The organism is Vibrio sp. bablab_jr001 (assembly GCF_016464285.1).
In the GTDB taxonomy this organism is placed as follows: Bacteria; Pseudomonadota; Gammaproteobacteria; order Enterobacterales; family Vibrionaceae; genus Vibrio; species Vibrio fluvialis.
The window spans coordinates 774,363-790,792 of sequence record NZ_JACDWZ010000092.1 but is presented as its reverse complement, the minus strand read 5'-3'; the positions used below and the strand labels follow the sequence as shown (position 1 = coordinate 790,792).

The following is a 16,430-nucleotide window of genomic DNA, read 5'->3' as shown; positions in this document are numbered from 1 at the left end:
AGACTAAGGTCTGGCTTTTTTTGTGTCATTTTTTCGCCAGCTTAGCCAGATTTTCCAGCCGTTGACGCACTTTAGGCGAGGCATTTTCAGCGATGGTCATCAGTACCTGAGCGGCATGTTCTGTCAGGGGAGGGCGAGGTTTTGCCTCTTCCGGCTTTGCCGTTGAACGGGATTGATTACGATAAAGATCCGGGTTGATCTTAATGTCAATGCTGATCAAACGGCCAAATCCGTGGGCGCGTAACTGGTTGAGCAGCGAGAGTCGATCATAATCGATCTTCATTTTGATCGCTGCGCTGGCGGCTTCCAGGACCAGATGCCCGCCGCGAATATTGGCGGCACGCACGTGCTGCTCGGTTCCGCGGGGTAACAGCGTTTTGAGTAACTGATTGAGCTGAAGAATTTCTTTAGCATGCTCCTGCAGTTGACTGAGGCGCGAAGCTTCAATCAGTTCTTCAGTATTTGTAGGTCGGTGATCTCGCATGGTGCTCATCCGCTGTGTGTTCTTTCCTTATTCTATACACAAATGGCAGCAACGAAAACGCACAAGATGAAGCTCTGGCGGACAGAAATGCCAGCCAATGATGCGAATTTAACCACCCAACATCCGGCAGAGTGCACAAAATGTTAAGCCGAATGCAAACAAACCGGATTGTTATTGGTTGTTCCATCAAAAATTCCTTAAACTAGGCGCCACTTAATTCAATTAGTGCCTTGAAAATAAACATCACCATCACAATATCTGTAGATGCATGACTTACCTCAGTATCCTTAGTTGAAATTAGGTAGAGACTTAAGGCAGTAAAAGTAGATCGGGAAGATCTAAGTAAAGAGAGATTCACAACAGATGATAACTAAGCTACTGACAAAAGTGATTGGCAGTCGCAATGACCGCACACTGCGCCGCTTAAGAAAGATTGTAAAAGAGATCAATAACTACGAGCCGGCATTTGAAGCGCTTTCCGACGAAGAACTGAAAGCCAAAACCGTTGAATTCCGTCAACGTATTGAGCAAGGCGAGACACTCGATCAACTTCTTCCAGAAGCCTTTGCGACCGTACGTGAAGCTTCTAAACGTGTCTTTGGTATGCGCCACTTCGACGTTCAGCTGATTGGTGGTATGGTTCTGAACGCTGGCCAAATCGCGGAAATGCGCACTGGTGAAGGTAAAACCCTGACCGCAACTCTGCCTGCCTACCTGAATGCCCTTCCTGGTAAAGGAGTTCACATCGTTACGGTGAACGACTACCTGGCAAAGCGTGACGCTGAAACTAACCGCGCGCTGTTTGAATTCCTTGGTATGACTGTTGGTGTCAATGTGCCAAACATGCCGCCACAAGAGAAAAAAGAGGCCTACCGCGCCGATATTCTTTACGGAACCAACAACGAGTTTGGTTTCGATTACCTACGTGACAATATGGCGTTCCGCACTGAAGATCGTGTGCAGCGTGCGCGTTTCTTTGCCGTTGTCGATGAAGTGGACTCGATTTTGATCGATGAAGCGCGTACGCCGCTGATCATTTCAGGCCCGGCAGAAGACAGTTCTGAGTTGTACACCCGTATTAATACTCTGATCCCGCATCTGCAAAAGCAGGACAAAGAGGATTCAGAAGAGTACCGCGGTGATGGTCACTACACTGTCGACGAAAAATCCAAACAAGTTTATCTGACCGAAACAGGTCAGGAATACGTGGAAGAGCTGTTGGTGAAAAACGGCATGATGCAGGACGGCGATACACTGTATTCGCCAACCAACATCAGTCTGCTGCACCATGTGAATGCAGCGCTGCGTGCGCACGTGCTGTTTGAGAAGAACGTTGACTACATCGTCACTGATGATGGTGAAGTGGTCATCGTTGACGAACATACTGGCCGTACTATGCCGGGTCGTCGCTGGTCTGACGGTTTGCACCAAGCGGTGGAAGCCAAAGAAGGCGTGAAGATCCAAAACGAAAACCAGACGCTGGCATCGATTACCTTCCAGAACTACTTCCGTTTGTATGAGAAGCTGTCGGGTATGACTGGTACTGCCGATACCGAAGCGTTTGAATTCCAGTCTATTTACGGTCTGGAAACGGTGGTAATTCCAACCAACAAACCAATGATCCGTAACGATATGCCGGATGTGGTTTACCGTACTGAAGCGGAGAAATTCGCAGCGATCATTGAAGACATCAAAGAGCGCGTCGTGAAAGGCCAGCCAGTGTTGGTGGGTACGGTATCGATTGAAAAATCGGAACTGCTGTCTAATGCGCTGAAGCAAGCTAAGATCAAACATAACGTTCTGAACGCCAAGTTCCACGAGAAAGAAGCGGAAATCGTTGCAGAAGCCGGTAAACCAGGCGCGGTCACGATCGCAACCAACATGGCTGGTCGCGGTACCGATATTGTACTGGGTGGTAGCTGGCAGTCTAAAGTTGAGACTCTGGACAATCCGACTCAAGAGCAAATCGATGCGATTAAAGCCGAGTGGAAAGAAGTTCATGACGCGGTACTCGCATCTGGTGGTCTGCACATCATTGGTACTGAGCGTCACGAATCACGCCGTATCGACAACCAGTTGCGTGGTCGTGCGGGTCGTCAGGGTGATGCGGGTTCTTCGCGTTTCTACCTGTCGATGGAAGATACGCTGCTGCGTATCTTTACGTCAGACCGTATGGCAAGCCTGATCCAAAGCGGTATGGACGAAGGCGAAGCGATCGAAAGTAAAATGCTGTCGCGCTCGATTGAAAAAGCACAACGCAAAGTCGAAGGCCGTAACTTCGATATTCGTAAGCAGCTGCTGGAATACGATGATGTAGCGAACGATCAGCGTAAAGTCGTATATGAACTGCGTGATGAACTGATGGGCGCGGAAGATATCAGCGACATGATTGAACAAAATCGTGTTGATGTTATGACCGCCGTTATCGACGAGTACATTCCGCCGCAATCGCTGGAAGATATGTGGGATGTGCAGGGGCTGGAAGAGCGCCTGAAGAACGATTTCGACCTTCCGTTGCCAATCCAGTCTTGGTTGGATGAAGATGACAAGCTTTACGAAGAAGCATTACGCGACCGCATTCTTGAGCAGGCTGTGACTGTCTACAAAGCGAAAGAAGAAGCGGTGGGCGAAACCGTGATGCGTAACTTTGAAAAATCCGTCATGCTGCAGACTCTTGATACTTTGTGGAAAGAACATCTGGCGGCGATGGATCACCTGCGTCAGGGTATTCACCTGCGTGGTTACGCGCAGAAGAACCCGAAACAGGAGTACAAGCGCGAATCGTTTGAACTGTTTGAAGGTCTTCTGGAGTCATTGAAATCTGACGTGATCACTATCCTGTCTAAAGTCCGCGTACAGCAGCAGGAAGAAGTAGAGCGTATGGAAGCTCAACGCCGTGCACAAGCGGAAGAAGCTGCACGTCATGCGCAGGCGCAACACGCTAACGCCGACGGTTCACCAGAACAAGACGATCATCAGCCGATGGTACGTGAAGAACGTAAAGTCGGCCGTAATGAGCCTTGTCCGTGTGGCAGTGGTAAGAAGTACAAACAGTGTCACGGTAAGATCGACTGATCCCGTCACCTTGAACAAGAGTCGCCATTGGCGGCTCTTTTTTTATCGCAGCGTCTGGACATTGCTTCATCTTGCGATTAGAAACAAACAGATTTCAGCGAACAGGATAGAAATATGAAACGAATTCACATTGTGGCGGGCATTATCTTCAATCAGGACAAGTCGCAAATCTTTATCACCAAACGTCCCGATAATTTGCATAAAGGTGGATTCTGGGAATTTCCCGGTGGCAAAGTGGAAGCGGGGGAGTCTATTGAACAGGCTCTGACTCGTGAGCTGGATGAAGAAATTGGTATCGAAGTAACACAGCAGGCGCCGTTTGAGCATCTGGAGTACGACTACCCAGAAAAATCACTCAAATTTGATTTTATGTTGGTGACAGCATTCAATCGCCAGCCTTATGGACGTGAGGGACAACAGGGTGAATGGGTTAATGTCGCAGAGCTGACGAACTACACCTTCCCTGAAGCGAATGTTCCGGTGTTGGAGCGTGTACTGAAAGAGTTCGCGTAAGTGCTAGCCACAAGCCGCTATAGTTGGTAGTTTAAAGTCACAAGTTGGAAACACCGTGCGAGAGCATGTGCGAGAAGAAAATGGAGAAGACGCAATGGTAAGAATTGCGATTGCAGGCGCGGCTGGCCGAATGGGCCGCAATTTGGTTAAAGCTGCCCATCATAACCCTAAAGCCACTGTCGGCGCAGGTTCTGAACGTCCTGAGTCATCACTGGTCGGTGTGGATATTGGTGAACTGTGTGGAGAAGGCCGCTTTGATGTGGCATTGGTGGATAACCTGGAACAAGCGATCCATGAGTTCGACGTCATCATTGATTTTACGGCACCAGTCAGCACGCTGGCCAATATCGAACTGTGTAAAAAATACGCTAAGAAATTGGTCATTGGCACCACAGGCTTCAGTGATGAAGAACGCGCGTTGATCGACGAAGCGGCTAAAGAGATGCCCATCGTCATGGCTCCAAACTATAGTGTTGGCGTGAACCTGGTATTTAAGTTGCTTGAAAAAGCGGCCAAAGTGATGGGTGACTACTGCGATATCGAAATCGTTGAAGCGCACCATCGTCATAAAGTCGATGCACCGTCAGGTACCGCAATTGGTATGGGCGAAGCCATCGCGCACGCGATGGGTAACAAGCTGAGTGACGTCGCGGTTTATGCTCGTGAAGGCATTACTGGTGAGCGTACGCGTGATGAAATTGGGTTTGCCACCATTCGAGCTGGCGACATTGTTGGTGAGCACACGGCGATGTTTGCGGACATTGGTGAACGTGTGGAGATCACCCACAAAGCCACTGATCGCATGACTTTCGCCAATGGCGCGGTAAGAGCCGCGATCTGGTTGTCTGAAAAACCTGCAGGTTTTTATACTATGACCGACGTGCTGGGTCTTAACGAACTCTAAATACATAATTATGCGCCGGCTTGTTCCGGCGCATCCTCTTTTTCTCTTCAAAGTCCCTCAAAATTTACTCTGCACAATTTCGCAATCTAATCCTACTTTTGTTGTTCTTTTTGCGGTTTGATTGTTTCTTTTAAATGTAATCGTTATTTTTTAAGTTAAATTGCGTAGATTATCGTTTGCCTGATTTTTGATAATAAAAAGCAGGAAAAAAAAATACTAAAGCGCCTATTTTTTATTCGCTTGTTCATAACTATCGTTTGAAACTGCCTAAAACATGCAGTTTTAGTGCCTTTGGGTGGTTTTTTAATTGTAACCTACCAAAAATTAATTTTATTTCTGAACGAATGTTGACAGAGGTCACGGCGATCATTAGAATACCGCCAATTTGTCTAAAACCCCCTAGAGCAAACTTTAAACGCGAAAAGGAAGGCAAATTTGCAGTTTAATTTAAAATTTATGCATTTTTATTCTGGAGGTTGTCTTGAGTAAATCAGCACTGTTAGTCCTAGAAGATGGGACAGTGTTCCGCGGAGTATCCATTGGTGCAGATGGTTCTTCCGTTGGTGAAGTCGTTTTTAATACCTCGATGACGGGGTACCAAGAAATCCTCACTGATCCTTCCTATTCACAGCAAATCGTTACCCTTACTTACCCTCACATTGGCAATACCGGCACCAACGCCGAAGACGAAGAATCAGCATCGATTCATGCTCAAGGCCTTGTGATTCGCGATCTTCCTCTTATCGCTTCTAACTTCCGCAGTGAACGTTCTCTTTCTGATTACCTTAAGTCGCAGAACATTGTCGGCATCGCCGATATCGATACGCGTAAGCTGACTCGTATTCTGCGTGAAAAAGGTGCGCAAAATGGCTGCATCATGGCCGGCGACAATCTGGATGAAGCGTTGGCTCTGGCAAAAGCGAAAGAATTCCCTGGTCTGAAAGGGATGGATCTGGCGAAAGTAGTAACGACCAAAGAAGCGTACGAATGGAAACAAGGTTCATGGACACTGGAAGGTGGACTGCCTGAAGCAAAAGACGATAGCGAACTGCCATACCACGTCGTGGCTTACGATTTCGGTGCGAAGCGTAACATCCTGCGTATGCTGGTGGACCGTGGTTGCCGACTGACCGTCGTCCCTGCGCAAACGTCTGCTGAAGAAGTGCTGGCAATGAATCCAGATGGCGTGTTCCTGTCAAACGGCCCAGGCGACCCTGAGCCATGTACTTATGCTATCGAAGCGACACAGGTATTCCTGGATAAAGGTCTGCCAGTCTTCGGTATCTGTCTTGGCCACCAAATTCTGGCACTAGCGTCTGGCGCGAAGACAGTGAAGATGAAGTTTGGTCACCACGGTGCTAACCACCCGGTGAAAGACCTGGATCGTAATGTTGTGATGATTACCTCGCAGAACCACGGTTTCGCGGCTGATGAAGCGACACTGCCAGAGAACCTGCGTGCAACGCACAAATCTCTGTTTGATGGTTCGCTGCAAGGTATTCACCGCACGGACAAGCCGGCATTCAGCTTCCAGGGACACCCTGAAGCGAGCCCGGGTCCTCACGATGCGGCACCGCTATTCGACCACTTCATTGAACTGATTAAACAACACCGCGCTTAATTTGGAGTAGTAAACAATGCCAAAACGTACTGACATTAAAAGCATTCTTATCCTGGGTGCGGGTCCGATTGTTATCGGCCAGGCTTGTGAGTTTGACTACTCAGGTGCGCAAGCATGTAAAGCGCTGCGTGAAGAGGGTTACCGCGTTATTCTGGTCAACTCTAACCCAGCGACGATCATGACTGACCCAGAAATGGCGGATGCGACCTACATCGAGCCGATTCACTGGGAAGTGGTACGCAAGATCATCGAAAAAGAGCGTCCGGATGCTATCCTGCCAACCATGGGTGGACAGACTGCACTGAACTGTGCGCTGGCGCTGGAAAAACATGGCGTACTGGCTGAATTCGGCGTGGAAATGATCGGCGCAACAGCTGACGCGATTGATAAAGCAGAAGACCGTTCACGTTTTGATAAAGCGATGAAATCTATCGGCCTGGAGTGTCCACGTGCTGATACGGCGAAAACCATGGAAGACGCGTACCGCGTGCTGGATATGGTCGGCTTCCCTTGTATCATCCGCCCTTCTTTTACTATGGGTGGTACTGGCGGTGGTATCGCGTACAACAAAGAAGAGTTTGAAGAAATCTGTCGTCGTGGTCTGGACTTGTCGCCAACCAATGAGCTGCTGATCGACGAATCTCTGATCGGCTGGAAAGAGTACGAAATGGAAGTGGTTCGCGATAAAGCGGACAACTGTATCATCGTATGTGCGATTGAGAACTTCGATCCAATGGGCATCCACACGGGTGACTCCATCACAGTGGCGCCAGCACAGACTCTGACCGACAAAGAATATCAGCTGATGCGTAACGCCTCTCTGGCGGTACTGCGTGAAATCGGCGTAGAAACGGGCGGCTCGAACGTTCAGTTCGGTATCAACCCGAAAGATGGCCGTATGGTTATCATCGAGATGAACCCACGTGTATCTCGCTCTTCTGCTCTGGCTTCTAAAGCAACCGGCTTCCCTATTGCAAAAGTGGCAGCGAAACTGGCGGTTGGTTTTACCCTTGATGAACTGATGAACGACATCACTGGCGGCGCAACGCCAGCATCATTCGAACCAACCATCGACTACGTTGTGACTAAAATTCCTCGCTTTAACTTCGAGAAATTTGCTGGTGCCAACGACCGTCTGACAACTCAGATGAAGTCAGTGGGTGAGGTGATGGCGATTGGCCGTAACCAACAAGAATCCCTGCAAAAAGCCCTGCGCGGCCTAGAAGTGGGTGCCACCGGTTTTGACGAAATGGTTGATCTGGACGCTCCGGATGCACTGACCAAGATTCGTCACGAGCTGAAAGAAGCGGGCGCTGAGCGCATTTGGTACATCGCGGATGCATTCCGTGCCGGTATGTCTGTTGATGGTGTATTCAACCTGACAAACGTTGACCGTTGGTTCCTGGTTCAAATTGAAGAGCTAGTGAAACTGGAAGCTGAAGTGAAAGCAGGCGGTTTTGCTGGTCTGACTAAAGATGTTCTGAAAAATATGAAGCGTAAAGGCTTCTCTGATGCACGTCTGTCTAAGCTACTCGGTGTTGCTGAAAGCGAAATTCGTCGTCTACGTGACCAGTACGATATCCATCCTGTTTACAAGCGTGTAGATACCTGTGCGGCTGAGTTTTCTTCTGACACGGCGTACATGTACTCATCTTACGATGAAGAGTGTGAAGCGAACCCAACAGATAAAGACAAGATCATGGTTCTGGGCGGTGGTCCAAACCGTATCGGTCAGGGTATCGAATTCGACTACTGTTGTGTACACGCTTCACTAGCGCTGCGCGAAGATGGCTACGAAACCATCATGGTGAACTGTAACCCTGAGACAGTTTCGACCGACTACGACACTTCAGACCGTCTGTATTTCGAACCAGTAACACTGGAAGACGTACTAGCAATCGTACGTGTTGAAAAGCCAAAAGGCGTTATCGTTCAGTACGGTGGTCAAACGCCACTGAAACTGGCGCGTGCGCTGGAAGCGGCAGGTGTGCCAATCATTGGTACCAGCCCTGATGCTATCGACCGTGCAGAAGACCGTGAGCGTTTCCAACAAGCGGTAGACCGTCTGGGTCTGCTTCAGCCACAAAACGCAACAGTGACTGCGATTGAACAAGCGATTGAGAAGTCGCGTGAAATCGGCTTCCCGCTGGTGGTTCGTCCTTCATACGTGCTGGGCGGCCGCGCGATGGAAATCGTTTACGATGAGTCTGACCTGCGCCGTTACTTTAACGAAGCGGTGAGCGTATCGAACGAATCTCCGGTTCTGCTGGATCGTTTCCTTGATGACGCAACCGAAGTGGACGTTGATGCTATCTGTGACGGCGAACGCGTCGTGATTGGCGGTATCATGGAACACATCGAACAAGCGGGTGTTCACTCTGGAGACTCAGCATGTTCGCTACCCGCTTACACGCTAAGTCAGGAAATTCAGGACAAGATGCGTGAGCAGGTTGAGAAACTGGCGATGGAACTGGGCGTTCGTGGTTTGATGAACACGCAGTTTGCCGTCAAAGACAACGAAGTTTACCTGATTGAAGTGAACCCTCGTGCGGCACGTACGGTTCCGTTCGTATCGAAAGCGACGGGTGCTCCGCTGGCGAAAATCGCTGCGCGTGTGATGGCCGGTCAATCGCTGGAACAGCAAGGCTTTACCAAAGAAATCATTCCACCATACTACTCTGTTAAAGAAGTGGTGTTACCATTCAACAAGTTCCCGGGTGTTGACCCGCTGCTTGGCCCTGAAATGCGCTCAACTGGTGAAGTGATGGGTGTCGGCGCAACGTTTGCGGAAGCTTACGCGAAAGCGGAACTGGGCTGTGGCAACGTATACCCTGAAGGTGGCCGTGCACTGCTGTCGGTTCGCGAAGGTGACAAAGAGCGTGTGGTTGACCTGGCTTCTAAACTGGTGAAACTAGGTTACAAACTGGATGCGACTCACGGTACCGCAGTGATTCTGGGCGAAGCGGGTATCAACCCACGTCTGGTTAACAAGGTACACGAAGGCCGTCCGCACATTCTCGACCGCATCAAGAACAACGAGTACACCTACATCGTCAACACGGCAGCTGGCCGTCAGGCGATTGAAGACTCGAAAGTTCTGCGCCGCGGCGCACTGGCTGAGAAAGTGAACTACACCACTACGCTGAACGCGGCGTTTGCAACCTGTATGTCGCACACCGCAGATGCAAAAGCGAGCGTGACTTCAGTGCAAGAACTGCACGCGCAAGTGAAAGCAAGTCTGGCTTAACGGATAACTATATCGGTAAGTCTCAGACTTATCTGACAACCTCATTGCCCGCTCATTCGAGCGGGCTTTTTTATGCCAGCAGCACTGAGAACTCAATATTATATTGATGAAAATTTGGAATAGGTTGTTGTCGCTTGTTTCGCTGTTGCAACCTCGCCGTCAGTGCTACTTTGTCGTTTTACTCAGTAGTTGATTCGGAAGTTCATGGAAGTCTCGTTAGAAGTTTTAGGGTTGTTGTTTTTGGTCGCAGGTGTGGCCGGGTTTATTGATGCAATGGCGGGTGGTGGTGGCTTGCTGACCTTACCAGCATTGTTAGCGGCGGGAGTGCCTCCTACTCAGGCTCTTGCCACCAATAAGCTACAAAGCTCATTCGGTAGTTTCTCAGCCAGCTGGTATTTTGTGCGCAACGGTATTGTCAGCCTTAAAGAGATGCGACTGGCGATCGTGTGCACCTTTATTGGTTCAGCAATCGGTGCTGAGTTGGTGCAACAGTTTGATGCGTCGCTGCTGACCAGCTTGATTCCGTTGCTGCTGATCGCGATTTCTCTCTATTTTTTGCTGGCCCCGCAGACTCGCGCAGATTCGGGTAAAAAGCCACTGCCGGAAGCGCTGTTCGCGTTATGTATTGGTGGCGGTATCGGTTTTTATGATGGCTTCTTTGGTCCGGGGACCGGCTCCATTTTTACGGTCTGTTTTGTGGTGTTAGGCCATTTCAGTCTGGTGGATGCGACCGCGCGTACCAAAGTGTTGAACTTCACCTCCAATATCGCTGCACTGACTTTCTTTTTGATTGCTGGCCTGCCTATCTGGCAAATTGGTCTGACGATGGCGGTCGGTGGTTTTATCGGTGCTCGCATGGGCGCGAAAGTCGTGGTCACCAAAGGCCACAAATGGATTCGTCCGCTGGTGATCACCATGTCGATGCTGATGGCACTTAAACTGCTGTGGGAACAGCATTCACAATCGTTTCTATCAATGTTCTGACACGCGGTGAGCGGTAGCTGGTAGCCCGGACACAAATGTGGATCGGGCGAAACAGCGGCGCTAATTCGGCAAAGTCAAAGCAATATTGCGGTTCGATTTTGAGCGCATTAACGATGGAGAGGGGCACGAGGGCCGGGGCCATACCACCCAATGCCAACTGCGCGGATGCCGTATAGGAGTCCATTTCCATCACCGGATTGATGCCAAGCCTGGCGAGGATAGCGGCCTGATAGGTGTTAGCCGGGTTGGCCAAGTCGTTGGTCACCACTTCGTCGGGCAAGCTGGACAGTGGCTGGCGACTGACAATATAAAACGGTTCATCGAACAGATGCAGCGTCATCAACCCATGGTTGCCCGGCAGATAGCCTGCGCAAAATCCCAGCGTGGCTTTGCCCGATTGAACGTGTTCCACAATACGCGGCGTATGGTGAGTGGTGATGGTGAAATGGGGATCGCGCTGGCGATAGTCACCCATCACCTGAGTCAGATAACCAGCGACCAGAGTCTCTGAGCAGTCGAGGCGAATCAGCGTATCATCCTCCAGCGTTTGCTGCTCAAAGATCAGGCCGCGTAGTTCATTGAATGTCGGTCCGATGTTGGCAATTAACTGCTCAGCTTCCGCGGTGAGCTTAATGTGGCGCCCTGCTGGAACGATCAGTTTCTTGCCCAGTTTCTGCTCAAGATTGGCAATCCGCTTGCTCACCGCCGACTGACTGATGTACAGCTGGCTGCCTGTGCGGCTCATGGTTTTTTCTTTGCTGAGAACCAACAGGGTCTCAATGCCTTCCAGTAGCATACTCATCCAATGACAAATGGGAATAGATGACAGTCATTGTACTTAAGTCCTGCCAATTTAACAGCCACACGGTTTGAGGCTTCGAATCACGGCTCGTAACTGCCGGCGATGGCGCGCTGTGCTTTGCTGCTGACACTCATCGAGAGCACTGGCCGCATTCAGCGCTACATCATGCTGCAGATACGCGGGCAGGTGATCGCGGGTGCTGAGCCAGTGATGAAACTTGCGCTGGCAGAGCTGATGTTGCTGACGTTGGTTGAGTGCCAGCAGCGCCAGCACCAGACGATAAATCAGGGTTTGTAACATAGGCCCTCCTATTGATTGAGCAGTGAGGCCATGCGTTCACCATAATAAAATGCAGTGGCCAGATCGTTCGGGTTCACCTGAGAGGTGTTATCAAGGTAGCTCGCCACCACACCAATACTTGAGCCTGTATGATTCAAACCACGGGAATCGGTGTGTTTGGAGACATCCAGCCCGACCCAAATCATGCCGTGTTGGCAGGCAAGCGTGACGAAACTGTACAGCGTCTGCTGCTGCTCACCATTGACGCTGCCACCCATGGTCAAACCGCCCGCCAGTTTGTTGCGCCATAACTTGTTGGCGTAACCGTCACTGCTGGTATCCATAAATGCTTTGAACTGAGCGGCGGGTCCGCCCATATAGGTTGGGCTAGCGAAGACGATGGCGTCACATGTCTGCAACCGGCGGAACAACGCGTCATTCTGGTAACGGCCGGTAACGATGTCAGCGGCCTTGATCTCTAACGTGATGCTTTCTACGCCCTGGTGTTGAGCGCCTTCCGCGACATGTTGAGCCAGCAGGTGAGTCGCACCATCTTGAGAAAAATAAACAATCGCAATGCGTTTCATAGTTGGTCCTGATATTGATGAGTGATTACGCGGGATAATGGTTTCGTTTGGCTGGATCGTCAGAAAAGTACTCAATGAATTCCCACTCCGTCCCGCTCGGGTCAAAAAAATAAACCCGATGGCGATACTCGTTGTTCTCGGATAGTTCATTGAGCTGATACCCCGCTGCCAACAGGCGCTGCTTTACCGCTTCGGCATCGTCGACCACGATACCGACGTGATTGATCCCCACATCCCGGTAAGGAATACGATCCACTTCAGTACGGTTCAGCACTTCCTGTAGCGCGATGTAAGTCTGCTCAGTGCCAATATGGCACCAGCGATAGTCCTGCTTCCCCTGATGGCGAATCTTGAAATCTGGCAGTGCGGTTTGTAGAAACGTAATCGCCTGATCGATATCGGCGACCGTAATGTTGGCGTGTTCGACATAAGCTTGCATAGATGCCTCCATGGCTATTAAGTAAAGTTATTTGCTTATTAAACTAGTTCAAATATCGACTAAGTAAACATAAAACTTTATTTAATTGCTCAGTGATCGTATTTATGTGATCGATGATCTCATTGTGGTGTAGTTTTTGTGCAACAGGGCGAAGATCGCCGACAAAGTGCCAACCAGAGAAAGAAAGGCTGGGAGCAACTGAAAACAGGAAAGGAATGAGTGGGTAGATATAAAAAAGGCCGCATTGAGCGGCCTGATTAAAACTTAGCGGGTAATGGCAAAGGTGGGCAGTGATAAATGCCAGCGTATCGCGCCAAGGCGAATGATCAGGGTGGATAACACGCCGGAAATAAAAGCGGTTGAACTGTCATACCCCATCATCAGTGCCGTCGTGTGGAACACGCCGCCGATGATGCAGGCCGTTGCGTAAACTTCGCTGCGCAGCACCATTGGAATTTCACGAGCCAATACATCACGAATGATCCCGCCGCCACAACCGGTAATGACACCCATAATGATCGCGATCAGCGATGATTCCTGATAGATGAGCGCTTTTTCAACACCAATGCCAACAAATACCGCCAGACCTATTGCATCACACACCGGTAAGATCCACCAAGCCAGTCGTTTTGGACGACGTACGATCAGCATGGTCAGGATACAAGTGATGAAAATCACCCACAAATAGGTGGGATCTTTTATCCAGAATACTGGTGTGGCACCGAGTGACATATCGCGAATGGTTCCGCCGCCGATGGCCGTCACGCTGGCCAGTACAATCACGCCAAACGGGTCCATTTTCAAACGGCCAGCCAGCAAAACGCCGGAGATGGCAAAAATAGCAGTACCGAACATATCGATCAGATAGAGCAGTGAAGTATCCAAAGTGTGTATCGCTCAGTTAAGTCAGTCAGAGGCAAAATTGGCCGCAAATTGTACGGGATTTTTGTTAAATCTGTTACTTATTTTCGCACTTGATCGAAGTAATGACACACTTGCTCAATCGCTTTCAGCGTACGTGGTGTCGGGCGGTTGAGCCAATCTGAAGTCAGCGCCCACACATGGTTCTGTCTGACGGCGGGCAGTTGCTCTTGCCAACGTTGCCACATGTTGCCGTTTTCAATCGCATGTTCGGAGGTGAAGATCACCTCTGGTTGTGCCAGCAGAACTTGCTCCAGGCCGACTTGCGGATAAGGTGTTGGGCTGTGCTCAAACACGTTTTCTCCGCCACAAAAGCGAAAGACTTCGCTGGGCCAACTGTTTTGCGCGAGCGTAATAATCGGTTTTTCACTCAACTGGTAAAAGTAACGCACAGGCTTGGCTGTAGCGTATTGCTTACGCAGTGTGCTGAGTTGATGGCGAAATGCCTCTGCCGCCTGTTGCCCGACAGATGGATCGTCAGCGTACTGGCTGAGTTGCTCAATATTGGTCGCAATGTCGTCCAGTATGCGTGTGTTGGAATAGTAAATCGGCAGGCCAAGCTGTTTAAGCTTGTCCAGTTCGCGTGCAGGATTACCTGCGGGCCAGGCTATTACCAGGTCAGGTTTAAGGGCGACAATACGTTCGACTTTTACGCCCTGATAATTGGACACCTTTTCGATGTTACGCGCTTGTGGCGGATAGTCGCTGTACTCACTGACCGCGACCAGTTTGTCACCAAGACCGGCAGCAAAAGCCAGCTCAGTAGCGTGTGGTGCAAGACTGATGACGCGTTGTACCGGGGCGGCGGCATAAGAAAAAGAACTGCAGCAAAGCAGAGTGAGCAGCCAAAGGCGCATTTAAACTCCTCGATGAATAACCAGCAACAGCAGGCTTTGTAAAATGATCCAAGCGAAGATTCGCCAAGCCAGCAGGGTATGAACTTGTGACAAATGAATAGCAGACGGTGCAATACGGCCGCCGATTTTGACGCGAACGGCCTTTTGTTCACCGTAAATCGCTGGCCCACCCAGTGATAATTCGAGCTTGTTGCCAACTGCGCACAGCAGCCATCCCGGGCCGGGTAGTGGCCACGAACGGCTTTGCTGCAGTGTGTTTTGCAGGGTGTGTGCGGCTTGGTTGCCCACGATGATCAAAAGACTGAATAGGCGCAGCGGAACGAATTCAAGCACCGCGACCGCTCGCACTACAGGCAGACCAAACGGTTGAAAACGAGCGCGCGATGGTGACCAAGCGCGGGCCAACTCCACCATAAGGCGATAGATGAATGCGCCAATTCCGCCGAGCAGGGCGTACCAAAACAGCACACAGACAACATTGCGGCCAAAGCCCATAATCACGGTTTCAGCCCCTGCTTTACCAAGGCCCAGCGGCGAGAGGGTAGAGGTGTCGCGGTTGACGTACGGCATTAACAGGCTGCGCGCGAGTTTCTTATCGTCTTTGGCGAGTGCAGAGGCCATACGATTGGCCAACTGTTCCTGACTGCGCCAATCGAGTGCCAGCAGCAGCAGCGCCAGTTCAAACAATTGCGGTTGCCACACCAAAGGCTTGAGCGCCACGCACACCACAACCGTCGGCAAAATCATCAGCAGCCACGCGAGCGTGCCGGATAGCTGACTTTGCGCATAGCTGGCGTTGGTATTGACCTTGTCCGCCAGTATTTCGGCAAACTTATGCCATAACGTGACAGGATGCGCGCTGCGTGGGATCGGCAGAATCAGATGAAACAGCAGCGCGCCCCACATAACGAGGAGCGCACCGTTGGCATAGAAAGTATGAAAGATCTCGTCCATGAGGAAGTGTCGGTTATTTCAGCAGTTCAACCATCTTGCTCACCATTTCTGATGAGCTTTTCGCTGCCAGCGGCAGAAACTCGTCGAACGACATTGGGGATTCTTTATCGGCAACGTCAGAGATCGCACGCACGACCACAAACGGTACCTGGAACTGGTGACAAGCCTGTGCAATGGCTGATGCTTCCATCTCTACCGCAATCACAGATGGGAAGTGAGCGCGGATAAACGCTTGACGTTCAGCGGTGCAGACAAATGCATCGCCAGTACAAATCAGGCCGCGAACCGCGTGTTTGTCCGCCATCGCTTCCAGCGCTTTTTCCGCCACCGCCATCAGCTGTTCATCGGCTTTGAAGGCAGCTGGCTGGCCAGCCATTTGACCAATCTCGTAACCAAAGGCGGTCACATCGGCATCATGATGGCGGACTTCGGTAGAAATCACAACATCACCGACATTCAGAGTCGCATCGAAACCGCCCGCGGAGCCCGTGTTGATGACGACATCTGGCTGGTATTCATCCAGCAGGATTGCCGTGCCGATGGCTGCAGCGACTTTACCGATGCCCGATTGCAGCAATACCACGTCAACGCCATGCAGCTGACCGGAATAGTAAGTACAGCCGCCTTTGCTGACTTCCTGACAGTTGTCGAGAGCGTCTTTCAGAATGGCGACTTCTTGTTGCATTGCGCCGATGATGCCAATTTTCATGCAGTATCTCTTTTATGAATTACGAAAAAACAGCGCGGAGTTTACCACGATCCG

At 50.5% G+C, this 16,430-nt stretch carries 15 protein-coding genes; 6 read left to right on the top strand and 9 right to left on the bottom strand.

From position 1 onward, the window contains the following. Positions 1 to 25: 25 nt before the first annotated feature. Positions 26 to 484, bottom strand: a complete 459-nt coding sequence (locus tag JIG40_RS17240) for a DciA family protein (protein ID WP_047461274.1) — start codon at positions 482 to 484, stop codon at positions 26 to 28. 363 nt (positions 485 to 847) lie between these two features. Between JIG40_RS17240 and secA the strand changes: the two genes are divergently transcribed. The 6 genes from secA to JIG40_RS17210 all read left to right on the top strand — a co-directional run bounded on the left by secA (position 848) and on the right by JIG40_RS17210 (position 10,828). Continuing rightward, positions 848 to 3,559, top strand: coding sequence for a preprotein translocase subunit SecA (gene secA, locus JIG40_RS17235; protein ID WP_020330491.1), 2,712 nt, complete (start codon positions 848 to 850; stop codon positions 3,557 to 3,559). A 114-nt stretch (positions 3,560 to 3,673) separates the two neighbouring features. Next, positions 3,674 to 4,072 (top strand): 8-oxo-dGTP diphosphatase MutT, encoded by a 399-nt coding sequence (gene mutT / locus JIG40_RS17230; protein ID WP_199465718.1) that lies wholly within the window; start codon positions 3,674 to 3,676, stop codon positions 4,070 to 4,072. Between the two features lie 94 nt (positions 4,073 to 4,166). Next, a complete protein-coding gene (gene dapB / locus JIG40_RS17225) occupies positions 4,167 to 4,976 on the top strand; it encodes a 4-hydroxy-tetrahydrodipicolinate reductase (RefSeq protein ID WP_020330494.1) in 810 nt (269 codons plus the stop codon). A 481-nt stretch (positions 4,977 to 5,457) separates the two neighbouring features. Continuing rightward, entirely contained in the window at positions 5,458 to 6,597 is a 1,140-nt protein-coding gene (carA, locus tag JIG40_RS17220; protein WP_024373867.1) for a glutamine-hydrolyzing carbamoyl-phosphate synthase small subunit, read from the top strand. Between the two features lie 16 nt (positions 6,598 to 6,613). Next, positions 6,614 to 9,844 (top strand): carbamoyl-phosphate synthase large subunit, encoded by a 3,231-nt coding sequence (carB, locus tag JIG40_RS17215; RefSeq protein ID WP_020330496.1) that lies wholly within the window; start codon positions 6,614 to 6,616, stop codon positions 9,842 to 9,844. Positions 9,845 to 10,048: 204 nt separating this feature from the next. Then, positions 10,049 to 10,828 (top strand): TSUP family transporter, encoded by a 780-nt coding sequence (locus JIG40_RS17210; protein ID WP_020330498.1) that lies wholly within the window; start codon positions 10,049 to 10,051, stop codon positions 10,826 to 10,828. On the opposite strand, the gene JIG40_RS17205 is transcribed toward JIG40_RS17210, so the two are convergent. The 8 genes from JIG40_RS17205 to mtnN form a co-directional block, all read right to left on the bottom strand. After that, positions 10,779 to 11,624: a LysR family transcriptional regulator gene (locus JIG40_RS17205; RefSeq protein ID WP_199465740.1), complete on the bottom strand. Its 846-nt coding sequence runs from the start codon at positions 11,622 to 11,624 to the stop codon at positions 10,779 to 10,781. The genes JIG40_RS17210 and JIG40_RS17205 overlap by 50 nt on opposite strands. Before the next feature lie 57 nt (positions 11,625 to 11,681). After that, a complete protein-coding gene (locus JIG40_RS17200) occupies positions 11,682 to 11,930 on the bottom strand; it encodes a hypothetical protein (protein WP_020330501.1) in 249 nt (82 codons plus the stop codon). A gap of 8 nt (positions 11,931 to 11,938) precedes the next feature. Beyond that, the gene (locus tag JIG40_RS17195) at positions 11,939 to 12,496 is read right to left on the bottom strand and encodes a flavodoxin family protein (protein WP_199465717.1); all 558 of its coding nucleotides are present in this window, start codon (positions 12,494 to 12,496) and stop codon (positions 11,939 to 11,941) included. 25 nt (positions 12,497 to 12,521) lie between these two features. Next, positions 12,522 to 12,935, bottom strand: a complete 414-nt coding sequence (locus JIG40_RS17190; RefSeq protein WP_044362099.1) for a VOC family protein — start codon at positions 12,933 to 12,935, stop codon at positions 12,522 to 12,524. Between the two features lie 264 nt (positions 12,936 to 13,199). Beyond that, a complete protein-coding gene (locus tag JIG40_RS17185) occupies positions 13,200 to 13,820 on the bottom strand; it encodes a TRIC cation channel family protein (RefSeq protein ID WP_020330505.1) in 621 nt (206 codons plus the stop codon). A gap of 77 nt (positions 13,821 to 13,897) precedes the next feature. Beyond that, a complete protein-coding gene (gene btuF / locus JIG40_RS17180) occupies positions 13,898 to 14,713 on the bottom strand; it encodes a vitamin B12 ABC transporter substrate-binding protein BtuF (protein ID WP_199465716.1) in 816 nt (271 codons plus the stop codon). Further along, entirely contained in the window at positions 14,714 to 15,667 is a 954-nt protein-coding gene (locus JIG40_RS17175; RefSeq protein ID WP_199465715.1) for a cobalamin biosynthesis family protein, read from the bottom strand. Positions 15,668 to 15,680: 13 nt separating this feature from the next. Beyond that, positions 15,681 to 16,376 (bottom strand): 5'-methylthioadenosine/S-adenosylhomocysteine nucleosidase, encoded by a 696-nt coding sequence (mtnN, locus tag JIG40_RS17170; RefSeq protein ID WP_032082297.1) that lies wholly within the window; start codon positions 16,374 to 16,376, stop codon positions 15,681 to 15,683. Positions 16,377 to 16,430 lie beyond the last annotated feature (54 nt).